This is a genomic window from Pseudomonas sp. DY-1 (assembly GCF_003626975.1).
In the GTDB taxonomy this organism is placed as follows: domain Bacteria; phylum Pseudomonadota; class Gammaproteobacteria; order Pseudomonadales; family Pseudomonadaceae; genus Metapseudomonas.
Window position 1 is genome coordinate 2,442,681 of sequence record NZ_CP032616.1, and the last position, 14,321, is coordinate 2,457,001.

At 64.6% G+C, this 14,321-nt stretch carries 4 protein-coding genes; all 4 read right to left on the reverse strand.

Going from position 1 to position 14,321, the window contains the following annotated elements:
* Positions 1-5: 5 nt before the first annotated feature.
* The gene (locus tag D6Z43_RS11655) at positions 6-12,653 is read right to left on the reverse strand and encodes an Ig-like domain-containing protein (RefSeq protein WP_120652252.1); all 12,648 of its coding nucleotides are present in this window, start codon (positions 12,651-12,653) and stop codon (positions 6-8) included.
* 99 nt (positions 12,654-12,752) lie between these two features.
* The gene (locus tag D6Z43_RS11660; RefSeq protein WP_120652254.1) at positions 12,753-13,364 is read right to left on the reverse strand and encodes a phage tail protein; all 612 of its coding nucleotides are present in this window, start codon (positions 13,362-13,364) and stop codon (positions 12,753-12,755) included.
* Between the two features lie 78 nt (positions 13,365-13,442).
* On the reverse strand, positions 13,443-13,754 hold the full coding sequence (locus D6Z43_RS11665) for a hypothetical protein (protein ID WP_120652256.1): 312 nt from the start codon (positions 13,752-13,754) through the stop codon (positions 13,443-13,445).
* Positions 13,751-14,254: a GNAT family N-acetyltransferase gene (locus tag D6Z43_RS11670; RefSeq protein WP_120652257.1), complete on the reverse strand. Its 504-nt coding sequence runs from the start codon at positions 14,252-14,254 to the stop codon at positions 13,751-13,753. The genes D6Z43_RS11665 and D6Z43_RS11670 overlap by 4 nt, the downstream gene beginning before the upstream one ends.
* Positions 14,255-14,321: the final 67 nt, after the last annotated feature.

A 14,321-nucleotide genomic window follows, 5' to 3' on the forward strand; every position in this document is an offset into this window, starting at 1 on the left:
GTTCTTCAAGCCTGCGGGCGATCCGTCTGGATCTGTCCCAGTGCCATGGCCAGTTCCCTGACCTGACGCTGCTCGTTGTCCTTGATGTCCTGCAACTGCTGGCCGAGCGTGGGCGCCCCGAAGATGCCCTGGCCGCTCCCCCCGGAGCCGCCCTTCCATTGCTTGCCATCAAACAGCTTCATTTCTTCGGAATCCTGCGGCACGTCCTTGTCGAAGAAACTCGACAGGCTGCTGGTGCCGAACACACCGCCATCGCCCCCGCCGAAGCCGAGGAAGCCCGAGCCGGAGCCATCGCCAAAACCGTCGCTGCTGCCGAAGACCTGGGCGATGAAGCTGGGCGCCAGGGCTCCCTGGTTGATGAAGATATTGCCCAGGGTCGGAATGCCACTGCCCAGCGTCGGCTGATCGAACAGCGGCGGCGGAATGAGCGGCGACGTGAACGGCGGCGGTGGCACGTTGGGCTGCACCGGGTCGAACGGTACCGTCGGTTCCGGCGGCACGATGACCGGCGGGTTGTGACGGAACTCCGGATCGCCATCGCTCTGCGGAACGCTGTAGGTCTGCGCCGTCAGCCCGCTGAGCATGGCGTTGCCTGCGGTATCGGTGATCAGCGTGCCGGTGGTGTTCAGGCCGAGGCTGAGAGTGCCAGCACCTGCGACGTTGCTGACCGTGACCAGGAATGTACGGCTATCCACCTGCACCAGCGATTGCAGGGTGCCGGTGACATTGCCGGTGGTCACCAGGTTGAAGTCGCCGATGTCGATGCCGCTAACGTTCTCGTCGAAGGTCACGGTGTACTGCACGCTGCCGGGTGTGGGCAGCGGCGTGACTGTCGCGCTGGCATTCGGCGCCGTGGTATCGACGATCACACCGCTGGTGTTGCCGACGCCATTCAGCGTCAGGTTCATTGCATTGCCGATGGCATCGCGCAGGGTCGCACCGTTGGCCACCAGGCCAGTGACGGCAATGCCGTTGGCGTCGTTGTCGCCGGCGCGAACCGTGTACTGGAACACCAGCATGTTGCTACCCGAGCCCGCCACGTAGTCGGCGAAGACGGTAGTGCCGCCCATGTCGATGGCCAGGCGCGGAACGCCGTTGACGATCACCGCTTCGCTGGCGTTGACCACGAAAGTCAGGGTGTCACCGGCGTTGTAGGACACGCCGACCGGCACGCTGACGCCGGTGACGGTGGGCACATCGCGGTCGACGCTGTACACAGCGCCGACCAGGCCGCCGCCGACGGCGTTGCCGGCAACGTCGACGATGCCGGTACCGGAACCGTTGAGGTTGAGCCCCAGGGTACCGGTGCCGCTCACGCCGCTGACAGTGAGCTGATAGGTGCGGGCGTCGATCTGCACCAGGCCGGTCAGGCTGCCGCCTGCGCTGCCGGTGGTCACCAGGGTGAAGTCGCCGAGGTCCACACCGCTGACGTCTTCGCTGAAGGTCACGGTGTAGCGCACGCTGCCGGCATTGGTCGGCGACGGATCGACGCTGACGATGCCGCTCGGGTTGGGTGCAACGGTGTCGACGATCACGCCACTGGTGTCGCCAACGCTGTTCAGCGTCAGCGTCATGGCGTTGCCAGCGGCGTCCAGCAGGCTGCCGCCATTGCTGGCCAGACCGGTCACGGCGATGCCGTTGGCGTCGTTGTCGCCCGCCTGGATGGTGTACTGGAACACCAGGGTGCTGGTACCGGAACCGGCCACGTAGTTGGCGAAGACCGTGGTACCGCCCATGTCGATGGCCAGGCGCGGGACGCCATTGACGATCACCGCTTCGCTGGCGTTGACCACGAAGGTCAGGGTATCGCCGGCGTTGTAGGACACGCCGACCGGCGCGCTGACACCGGTGACGGTGGGCACATCGCGGTCGACGCTGTACACAGCGCCGACCAGGCCGCCGCTGACGGCGTTGCCGGCAACGTCGAAGATGCCGGTACCGGAACCGTTGAGGTTGAGCCCCAGGGTACCGGTGCCGCTCACGCCGCTGACAGTGATCTGATAGGTGCGTGCGTCGATCTGCACCAGGCCGGTCAGGCTACCGCCTGCGCTGCCGGCGGTCACCAGGGTGAAGTCGCCGAGGTCCACACCGCTGACGTCTTCGCTGAAGGTCACGGTGTAGCGCACGCTGCCGGCATTGGTCGGCGACGGATCGACACTGACGATGCCGCTCGGGTTGGGTGCGACGGTGTCGACGATCACGCCACTGGTGTCGCCGACGCCGTTCAGCGTCAGGTTCATCGAGTTGCCGATGGCATCGCGCAGGGTCGCACCGTTGGCCACCAGGCCAGTGACGGCAATGCCGTTGGCGTCGTTGTCGCCGGCGCGAACCGTGTACTGGAACACCAGCGTGTTGCTACCCGAGCCCGCCACGTAGTCGGCGAAGACGGTAGTGCCGCCCATGTCGATGGCCAGGCGCGGAACGCCGTTGACGATCACCGCTTCGCTGGCGTTGACCACGAAAGTCAGGGTGTCACCGGCGTTGTAGGACACGCCGACCGGCACGCTGACGCCGGTGACGGTGGGCACATCGCGGTCGACGCTGTACACAGCGCCAACCAGGCCGCCGCCGACGGCGTTGCCGGCAACGTCGACGATGCCGGTACCGGAACCGTTGAGGTTGAGCCCCAGGGTACCGGTGCCGCTCACGCCGCTGACAGTGAGCTGATAGGTGCGGGCGTCGATCTGCACCAGGCCGGTCAGGCTGCCGCCTGCGCTGCCGGTGGTCACCAGGGTGAAGTCGCCGAGGTCCACACCGCTGACGTCTTCGCTGAAGGTCACGGTGTAGCGCACGCTGCCGGCATTGGTCGGCGACGGATCGACGCTGACGATGCCGCTCGGGTTGGGTGCAACGGTGTCGACGATCACGCCACTGGTGTCGCCAACGCTGTTCAGCGTCAGCGTCATGGCGTTGCCAGCGGCGTCCAGCAGGCTGCCGCCATTGCTGGCCAGACCGGTCACGGCGATGCCGTTGGCGTCGTTGTCGCCCGCCTGGATGGTGTACTGGAACACCAGGGTGCTGGTACCGGAACCGGCCACGTAGTTGGCGAAGACCGTGGTACCGCCCATGTCGATGGCCAGGCGCGGAACGCCATTGACGATCACCGCTTCGCTGGCGTTGACCACGAAGGTCAGGGTATCGCCAGCGTTGTAGGGAATGCCCACCGGCACGCTGACGCTGCCCACCACCGGCACTACGGCATCCACCCGCACACCCGTGGTGCTGGCGACATTGTTGAGGGTGGTGTTGGCGTCATTGCCCACGCCATCGCGCAGGGTGCCGCCGTTGGCCTGGATGGCGCCACCGACGCTGATGCCATTGGTATCCAGCTGGCCGCTGCTGACGGTCAGGCGGAACACCAGGGCGGAGGTGCCGGAACCGCTGAGGTAGTTGGCGAAGACCGTACCCCCGCCGTCCAGGGTGATGGAGATGCGCGGCGTGCCGCCAATGGTGTCAACGATCACCGCTTCGCTGAGGTTGACGGTGAAGTCGAGGTTCTGCCCCGCCACATAGGTGCCGTTGGCCGGCACGCTGACGCTGGTGACTTGCGGCGCCACACCGTCGATGACGATGCCGTGCTGCCCGGCGATGGAGTCGGCGCCGCCAGTGGTCGGCAGCGTCAGGATGGCGGTGGCGTTACCGGCATTGCGGATGCTGCCACCGTTCAGCGCCAGGGCGCCGGTGGACTGGTAGTCCAGGTCAGCGCTGAGGTCACCCGCCTGCACGGTGTAGCTGAAGGTCAGGGTGTTGCTGCCCGAGCCGGAAACGTAAGTGGCGGCGCGGTCCAGCAGGCCGGTTTCCAACAGCAGCGAGGGCACGCCGCCGGACGTATCGACGATCACCGTCTGGTCGAAGCTGATGGTGACGGTAATGACGTCGCCTACCTTGTAGCCGCCATCCGGGTTGCTGACGCCGATGTCGGTGATCACCGGGTTGATCGGGTTGACGGTGATGGCGAGGGTGTCGGTGTCGGTCTGGGCCCCGCCGCTGCCTGTGCCCCCCAGATCGCTGGTGCTGATCTGAATACTGGCCGGCCCGTTGTAGCCGGTGGTTGGGCTGAAGGTCAGGCCGTTCAGGGCGTTGTTGATATCCGCCAATGTGCCGGTGAAGGTCATGCTGCCGTCGGCGGTACCGTCGCCGTTGCTGAAGCTGAGACCACTGATACCGCTCAAGGAAATCAGGCCGTTGGTTGCAGTCAGGGTGACCTGCAGGGTGCTACCTCCGACGTCCACATCGCTGATGCTGATCAGGTTGCCATTGCCGGTGTTGAACACCAGGTTCGCGTCCTGGTTGACGCCCTGCCCCACCGGCAGGCTGTTGACCGGTGCATCGTTAACCGCACTTACCGCCAGGGTGACGGTGGTGCTGGAGGCTTCGGAGGTGCCGGTGCCGGAGTTGCCTGGATCGGTACCCGTATTGCCGCCATCGTCGATGCCGATGGTCAGGGTCACGTTGGCCGTGGCATTGGCTGCGGCGGTGAAGCTCACGCCATTGGCTGCGATGAAGGCATTGATATCGCTGATGCTGCCCACGAGGGTCAGGGTACCGGTGCCGGAACCGGCCACGGTCACGCCGCTGCCGCTGATGGCGCCCAGGCTGCCGCTGGCCACGCTGAAGGTCACGGTGAGGCTGCCAGTGCTGGCATCCACGTCGCTGAAGGAGATGCCGGTCAGGGCCTGGGCAACATCTTCGGTGACGCTAATGGAACCCGGGGCAGTAATGACCGGTGCATCGTTGACCGCCACCACGTTCACGGTGGCCGCAATCGCGAGGCTGCTGGTATCCACCCCGCCATTGCTGGTGCCGCCGCCGTCGCGAATGCTGGTCAGGGTGACCAGGCGGCTGCCGGCAGCAGGCGCTTCGCTGCTATTGCGATAGGTCATGCCATCTATCACGCCTTGGGCACTTGCAGTGCTCAGACCGGCATGGGTCAGGGTGATGGTAGCGGTGCCGCCCACCAGGCTGACGCTGTAGCCGATGCCATTACTGGCGGTCGTGCCACTGGCGCCGTTGACCAGTAGGACGTCGGTACCGTCGATGCTCAGGATCTCGCTGGCGCCATTGGCGAGGTTGCTGACGGTCAGGGTAAGGCCGGTGATGCTCTGGCCCGCTTCGACCGTGCCGATGCTGATGCCGCTGAACAGATCGACGGCGGCGCCATTCTCGGTATAGGTGGGGTTGCCACCGGTGGCGGTGGCGGTTGGTGCGTTGTTGACCGCCACCAGGTTGACCAGCGTACTGCCGACAGCAGTGGCGCCCAGTTCATCGGCGAAGGTCCAGCTCAGGGCGACGCTGGCGACCGGGTCGTTGGAGCTGTTGGCATAGGTCAGTTGCTGGAGGATGTGGTTCACGTCCGCCGTGGTCGGAATCTCGCCGTTGGCGTCGGTGAAGGTCAGGGTCAGTTCGCCGCTCGTGCTGGTGTCGAAGCTGCCGATCACCTGGCCGTTCTTGACCAGGTTGCTGCCCACCAGGGTGATGCCGTTGCCATCGAGGAAGCCGAACAGGTCGCTGGCATTGGCGCCGCCATTGCGCACCACGACCAGGGAGGCACCGTCGTAGTTGCCGCTGCCACCGTTGAGCAGGTCCAGGTCCGCATCGGACACGCTGGCATCGGCATCGATCACGATGGCCGCACCACCCTCGGTGTAGCTGCCGCCACCATTGACGTTGCCCAGCACCGGCGGTGCATTGGCTTCCACTGCACCGATATCGACTGCGCTGCCAGTGGCCCGCACGTTGCCTATGGCGTCGATCGGCAGCACCTCGGTGGTATTGCCATCGTCATCCAGGTCATAGGTGTCGAGCGGCAGGCCGGCATTGCTGCCAGCGTCGAGCAATGCACTGCCCGCCTGGGGCTTGTGGGTCTGCACCGATCCGCCGTTATTGGCCAGGTTACCCAGCAGCAGGTTGGCGGTGCCCTGGTTGTTCAGTACACCGCTGGCAGTGGTGATGCTGACGTTGCTGCCGAAGTAGCTGTTGGTGGCGGTCTCGACTGTCGAGGCCACGTCGTCTGCGATACCGCCCGTAGCCAGCGGCGAACCGCCAATTGCCGCGGCGGCACCGGCACCGGAGGTGTTGCCGGCGACCACGGTGTTGACCAGCGTGTCGGTGCCATTGGCATGAATACCGCCACCGCTGCCGGACGCGGCGTTGCCGACCACTGTGGTGTTGTAAATGAAGGACGTACCGCTGGTGACACGGATACCGCCCCCCAGCGAGCCGGCGCCAAGGGCGGCGTTGCCGCTGAAGGTGCTGTTGATGATCGTCAAACCGCCAGTACCCCCGAACTGGAGGCCACCGCCGTGGGCGCCAGCGCCGGTGGTGGTGTTGCCGGTGACGGTGCTGTTGAGCATCGTCAGCGTGCTGCCAGTCCCCACCACACGAAGACCGCCGCCGAACGTATTGCTGGTATTGCCGCTGACAGTGCTGTTGACCATCGTCAGGTTCGCGCTACTCCCAAAGATGCCGCCACCGCCGAGGCCACTATCCGCGCTGTTGCTGACTACCGAATCACGAAGGGTCACGCTGGAGCCGAAGCCGATATTGAGACCAGCGCCGCCCCCGGCCGTATTGCCCTGTGTCAGCACCAGGCCGGAAATCTCGACGCCGGCGAGGCTGTTACCGACTTGCACCACCCGACTGGCGCCGTTGGCGGAGAGGGTCACATCAGCGACGCCGTCATCGTTCAGGTCACCGTCCAGGCGCAGGTTGCTGTAGTTGATGTCGAGCTGGCTGCCGCCAAGGACGATAGTGCCGCCCTGGTTGCCGGCCAGCGCGCCATTCAGGTCGAAGGTAATGGTGTCGCCCGCGCGCGCCCAGAACAGCGCTTCGCGAATGCTCAGGCCACCGCCGTCAGCCTGATCGGCCGCCATGTTGCTGGACGCAGTCTGGTCGTCACCGGAATCCAGGTTGGACGTCACCAGCAGGGTGCTGTTGTTCACGGTCACGGCGACGCTGTCGCTGTCGATGTTGCCGGCGGCATCGGTGGACTGGATGCTGATGCTGGTAGCACCGGCCGCTGCCGGGGTGTAGACCAGTCCCTCCAGCGCCGCGTTAATCTCTGCTGCCGTGCCGCTGATGGTCACGGCGCCGGTGCCATTGTTGCTGATGATCGCGCCGCCACCGGTGGTGGCACTGAGGGTGCCGCTGGCCACCGAAACGACGGTGGTCAGGTTGCCACCCTCGGTCACGGTCAGGGCATTGCCGTTACCGCTGCTGAACACGATCGGAGTCACGGTGTTGGTGACCTGCGCGCCCGGCACTGCGTTCAACGGAGCCTGGGTATCGACGGCATAGTTGTTGGAGTCGGTGCTGCCGATGCCGGTATTGCCAGCAGCGTCGATCACACCGGTGTTGTCCAGGCTGATGAGATTGCCGCTGTCTTCGACGTTGGCGCTCGGGGTCAGGGTGGCAGTCCAGGTGGTGCCGCCATCCGCCGAACTAAGGTTGCTCAGGCTGCCATTGGCGACGGTGAAATCGGCCAGATCCAGCCCCGTCACCGCTTCGTTGAAGGTGATAGTGACGGTAGTGGTTTCGCCCACAATCAGCGAGGTATCGGCCACCACGATGGTCGCGGTAGGACGCAGGGTATCAATGGCGTAGTTGTTGGAATCGGTGGTGCCGGAACCCGTGTTGCCGGCCTGGTCGGTGTAGCCGGTGTTGTCCAAGTTGATCAGGTTGCCAGCGTCCTCGACATCGGCCGTCGGCGTCAGGGTGGCGGTCCAGGTGACGCCGCCATTGGACGAACTCAGGCTGCTGAGCGTGCCATTGGCGACAGTGAAGTCGGCGGTGGTGAGGCCCGTCACCGCCTCGCTGAAGGTAATGGTGACGGTGCTGGTTTCGCCTGCGTTCAGTGCGGTGTCGGCCACAACGATGGTGGCTGTTGGGCGCTGAGTGTCGATGGCGTAGTTGTTGGAATCTGTGGTGCCGGCACCGGCGTTGCCAGCCTGATCGGTGTAACCGGTGTTGTTCAGGGTGATCACGTTGCCGGCGTCCTGGACATTGCTATCCGGCGTCAGGGTGGCGGTCCAGGTGATGCCGCCGTCCGAGGTGCTGAGGTTGCTGAGTGCGCCGTTGGCCACGGTGAAGTCGGCGGTGGTGAGGCCCGTCACCGCCTCACTGAAGATGATGGTGACGGTGCTGGTTTCGCCAGCCCTCAGTGCTGTGTCGGCAACCACGATGCTGACGGTAGCCGGCGCGACGGTCTCGACCACCGCGACCGTTACATCGGCATTGCTGGACGTGGCGCCATCGCCGTCATTGACGGTGATGCGGACCGTACGGTCGGCCTGGCCGATGCCGTTGGTGGCGTTGGTGTTGTTGTAGCTGAGGTTGCGAATCAACGCCTGGACGGCCGCTGCATCGGCCGAGCTGTTCAGGCTGATGACCAGATCGGCCCCGGCGCTGCCGCCGGTGAAGCTGCCGATGATGGTCCCCTGGTACGTCACGTTGCTGCCGGAGACGCCGATCTGCCCCGCGCCGGTGCCCTGGTTGCGAATGCCGAGCACATCCTCGCCGGCTACGCCGTTGGTGACGATGGACACGGTGACGTTGCCGCCATCGAAATCGGGCGAATCGGAGTCAGTGACGGTGGCGTTGCTGCCGCCGTCGAGCACGACAGTGCCACTGCCCTGGGTGAAGGTGACGCTGTCGCCGTTGAGGCTGCCGACAACAGGCGCTGCGTTGATCGGCGCCGTCAAGGTGAAGTCGTTCCCGGTGCCGCCGATGTAGCTGGCGGTCAGTACCGTGCTATTGCCACCCGCGGTGGTGGTAGCGCCCTCGGCCAAGCCGCTGAAGGTACCGGTGACGGCATCGGCGGCATCGTTGGCGATGATGGTGTAGGTGTCGCCGTTGCCAGGTGCATAGCCGTGATTGACAGCCAAGGTCGCGCCGGAAACGTCCACTGCGCCAGTGACCACCAGTTGATCGAAGCCGGTACCGGCAGTGGTGCCGTTGATATCCACTGCCAGGGTGCTGCCGGTGGCCATGCCCAGGTTGCCGTTGATGGTCAGCGCGCCTGTGCCGGAATTGCCGGGAGACAGAATGCCGCCGCTCTGGATGGTCACGGCGCCGCCCAGGGTGCCGCTGCCGGCCAGGGTTCCACCGCTGGCTACGGTGGTGGCGCTGGTGGTGCTGCCATTCACGGCAAGCGTGCCCGCCGACACCGTCGTGGCACCGGTGTAGTTATTGGTTCCCGACAGGGTCAGTGTGCCGGTGCCCGTTTTGGTCAGGCCGCCCGAGCCGCTGATGGCGCCGGAGAGGGTGGCCGCCGCGCTGGACGCCAGGCTGGCCGTACCGGCCAGGCCGATGGCGTTGTCGATCGTGGTGTTGCCCGTGATGCTCAGCGTGGTCCCGCCGAGCAGGCTCACGGCGCCGCTGCCCAGGTTCTGGTCACCGGTAATGCTCAGGGTGCCGGCTCTCACTTCGGTAGTGCCGGTGTAAGTGTTTGTGCCACTGAGCGTCAGGGTGCCCGCCCCGAACTTGCTGAAATTGTCACCGCCGCTGATCACACCCGACAGGGTGACCGCGCTGGTGTTGGTGAACGAGATATTGTCCCCCAGGACAATGTTGTTATCGATGGTGGTCGCACCGGTCACCGTCAGCGCCCCGCCGCTGTTCAGGTTCACCACACCACTGCCCAGGTTGGCATCACCGGCAACACTCAGGGTGCCCAAACTCACGGTTGTGGAGCCCAGGTAGCTGTTGGTTCCCGACAGAGTCAGCGTACCGGCGCCTGATTTGTTCAAGTCGCCGCCACCACTGATGGCGCCAGACAGCGTTGCCGCTCCGCTGTTGTTGATGGTGGCGAAGCCATTGAGCGTGATGGCGTTGTCGATGGTAGTGGGGGCCGTGACCGCTAGCGTGGCGATGTTGTTCAGGACGACGCCGCCGCTTCCCAGATTGCCATCGCCACTGATAGACAGAGTGCCCCCATTGACCGTGGTCGTCCCGGCGTAGTTGTTGCTACCGCTGAGCCGCAGGATGGCCGCCGCGGTTTTAGTCAAGCTGCCGGAACCGGAAATCACGCCGCTGAAGTCGGCAATATTGGCGCCGCCGCCACCGCCGACGCTGATCGTGCCGCCGCCCGCCCCCAAGGTGACCGCGTTGGCGACCGTGGTGGTCGTCCCTGCCGCGCCCGTCACAGTCATGGCCAGGGTGCCGCCGTCCAGGGTCAGGCTCCCACTCGACAAGCGCGAGCCGGTATCGGCATTGAGGGTACCGCCGGTTACCGACATGGCACCGGACCAACCACCGTTATTGCTGGTGGAGCCAAGCACAAGCGTGCCCGCGCCGGCCTTGGCCAACGCGCCAGTGCCTGCCAGGGTGCTGTTGAGAGTGACGCTGCCACTGGCGTTGGTGAAACCTGTGGTGGTGCCGCCGCCCAGGGTGATGGTGCTGCCAGTGATGATCAGGCCGGTGGCCGAATCGCCATTGAAGCTCAGGCTCTCGCCCAGGCTCAGGCCACTGCCAAGCGTGATGGTCTGGCCCGCCACGCCGCTGCCGAGAATGATGGTCTGCGTACCCGTTGCATCAGCCGCCGCAATGGCTACCGCCTCACGCAGGCCCACGCCATCGCTGGCGCCGATGGTGGCGGTATCACTGGTGTTGGTGACGTAGATAGTGTCGCTGGTGACCGTGACGTTCGCCGTGGCGGTGGAGGCGCCATCGCTCAGGGCGAACTGGACGGTCGCGTCGCCGGCCGGCGTATCGCTTCGGTAGGTGACGCGCTGGGCCACATTATTGATCAGGGCGGTCGTGGCAGTGGTGTCGCTGCTGGTGAAGGTGATCGTCAGCACGCCGCCAGCGGAGGTGAAGGTGGCGAAGGTCTGGCCACCCGACTGCAAGTTGCTGCCGCTGACCGTGAACAACGCACCCGCAGTGTTGAAGTCGAAGGTATCCGTAGTAACGGCTGTACCCGAGCGCTGCACAGTCAGGCTCCCGCCCGCCCAGTTGCCGTTGCCGCTATTGAGCGCGCCCTTCTCGATATCGCTGAATGCAGCGTCGCTGCCCGAATCCAGCGTGACCGTGCTGCCGACTCCTGCCCAGGCGACACTGTCACCGTTGACGTTGCTGATGCCAGGAGCCGAGTCGATCACGATGTTCTTGTTGGCGCCCAGCGAGCCGGCAGCGCCCGGTGACGCCAGGGTCAGGGTGGCATTGTTGGCGGCGGCATCACGAATGGTGCCGCCGTTGAGGGCCAGGGCGCCGGTGCTGAGATAGTCCAGGTCGGTGTTGGTATCGCCCGCCTGTACCGTGTAGTTGAAGGTCAGGGTGTTGGACCCGGAGCCGCTGCTGTAGTTGATGACCCGATCGATGGCGCCAGTTTCCAGGGTGAGCCGGGGCGTACCGGAGACCGTGACCACCTCGCTGAAGGTCACGGTGATAGAGATCACGTCTCCCGCTTTGTAAGTACCATTGGCCGTACTGGAACTGACGGACGTCACCGTTGGCGGCGTGGTATCGGGGATAACAGCGTCGCTGAAATCGATGTCGTCGATGTCGACGTCGAGGTCAGCTCCGGTGATCCTGACTTCGTCGATGTACTCCCAATTGCTGTCGCCGCTGACATTGAAGGTCGCGGTGCCCGACGATACATCGACGACTTTGGTATCGATCAGCAGACCATTGCGATAGGCGCTGATGGTGAACGAGTTGTCCGTGCCAAAACCTCGGTCCACGACAAAACCGTTCAGTTTGAATTCCGACCCATCCTGGGTCTTGAATCCGACTTCCGTAGAGGTGTTGGGGCCCGTGCTCCTGTATGCGAGGACATGGTCTGCGCCGCCCGCGATGAAACCGTTATTGACGATCGAAATGTGAATGCTGTCGTTATTGAAGTAGGTGACCCCGCCGATCGTGACGCTGTTGCTCCCCTGGCCCGCGAGAGGAAGCGCGTCGAAATTCTGGTCCGCGGGCGTCGCCAGCAACCCGTTGTAGGTCTCCAGACCAAGCAGCGCGCTGGCTTCGACAGTGCCCTGGCTTCGCTCCAGGGTCCAATCACCGCCCAATCCGGCCGCGCCCGTCATATTGTCCGAGGCGGCGACATCCGCGCCAGCTGAGCTGGCCAGGGTCTGGACAAAATCGATGCCCGCGCCGCCATCTCCCACTCGGCAGCCATAGACCAGGATGTCGCCATCCTGGTCGAGGGATTGGCCAATGGCATCGAGCAACTCGCTACGAGCGGCCAGATCGCCACTGTCCAGCCAGTCGTTACCCAGCTGGATCTTGCCCACATCACCGTGACTTAGGATGTGAATGGCATCGATGCCGCTGCGACCGTCGAGGTAGTCAGCAATCTGCTGCAGCCCGTCCTTGTTCGCATCCAGCACCACGACTTCGGTGCCCGGTTTCAGGCCGCTGACGAGCTGCTGGTAATTCCTGACATTGCTGTCGACGAAGACCACTTCCTGGCGATTGTCGGAGGTGCCCGACGGCGTCGCGGCCAGGTTCTCGCCAGCGCTGTCGTGCTGGGTGGCATCCGCCTGGGAACCCTGGTCACTGGAGGCATCGGCAGCAGGTGCAGCATCCGCCGCTTCCACCGCGGTAGCAGCGACTGCGCCGTCGAACATCATTCGGGCTTCGAGCGCCAAGGCAAGCGCCGAGCGAGCCGGCTGAGCGGCCACTTGCTCGCGAGCAGTCTTCTTCCGCCACATGGAACACCTCCTACTGCCATTCAACTAGGGGGGAAGACGAGCCTCGCCTTCCCCCCCTGTACTGTTACAACTCCAGCAAGCCGCCTGGGCGGGCCGGGGTCAGTTGCGCGACGGGAAGATGCCCTCGAGCGCGATTACGAAATTGGTGCCCAGGAACGGGTTGCGGATCGCCAGGGGCTGGCTGCCGCCGCTGATGCCGATGTTGATGCCCGGCATGTCGCCCAGCACGCTGACATTGAACGGTGCCAAGGTGGTATCCGGGGTACCGGTGGCGTAAAGGCTGCCAGCACGGCCGGCAGCCGCGATCGGGCCCAGGACAGTGGTCGGCCCTGGATTGGCCTGGGTGGTGCCGGTGGTCGCAGCAGGAATGGAGGCCTGACCGGACGCACTGATCGAGTTGCTGACGGGCGTCGCGGTGTGGGTGTGGGCCGGCATCTGGTTGGAGAGAATGGTCACGTTCTCCGTCCCGCTCACTTCACCGATGTCGATCGGGTTCAAGCCTGGGCCCTGCCCCTGCCCCACCGGGCTGCGGCCGCGATAGTCCGGCAGGCCGAAGGTGACCTGGCCATTGCCGCCGTACAGGGTGCCGAGCAGCGAGAACAGGGCGGAGTTCTGCGCGATGGACATCACTTGGCCCTGGCATAAGGCCCACCCACGGGGGGCGAAGTTGAAGCCGACCATACGGATTTCGCCGAGGAAGGGATCACTCATTGCTGTTGCTCCTTGTTGATGCCGCCCAGGCGGCAGGGTGCGCATCGATGCGCGGACAACTCTTTGATCCGGACTGCCCTACAGGGCCTTGCGGCAGTGGAACACTGCCTGCAACAAATGGTGTTCACCGTCCTCGTCCGGCCCGATGGGACTCAGCATCACCGTCCATTCGGCATTGCTGGGGCTACGCAACCGATAGCTGTGTTGTGGCATCTGGATGCCCACCGGCTGCGCGAAGATGGCGCTGTAGCATTCATGGCGCGAGTTCATCGCCTGGCCCTCGCTGACCTCGATCAGCATCACGGCGACGCCTTCGCCGCTCTCCCAGCTCAGCTGCCATGGCTGATGAAGCTGCTGTTCGAAATCCTGGCGAGTCGGGATCAGGCTCATGCGGAAGCTTCCTGTGCGAGTGAGGTCCTGGCGCTGCGCTGCATCTGCAGATACACGCGGTTATTGCCCGTGACGACGAAGCCGAAACGGCTGTACAGACGCGTGGCCGGGTTACCAGGCTCAACGAAAAGGCGGATCGCCTTGCCGGTCTCATCCGCCTCGTTGGTCAGGGCCTGTAGATAGCGCGTGCCGATACCTTGCCCGCGCCAGTCGGGCAAAAGGGCGATATCGATCAGATTGAGAGTGTTCGGTCCACGGAAGACGTACAGCCGGCCGATGGCCTGACTCCGATGGCAGATCAGCGAGAACTGCGCATCGTGGTAGTGCTCCTGGTAATAACGGTGCTGGGCGTCGAATTGCTGGGCGAGGAAGGCATCGATGGCGGGCTGGCTCCATCCAGTGGAGGCCATTTCATCGGCACGGGTCGTCGAGTAAAGCTCCCGCAGGAACGCCATGTCGGCATTCGCTATGGGGCGAAGATTCAACTCCAGAGTTGGCATGAGACCGTGCGTCCTTGCTGACTGCCCCCAGCAGGGCAAGCCGGCATCCTGTTATTTTGCTATCACG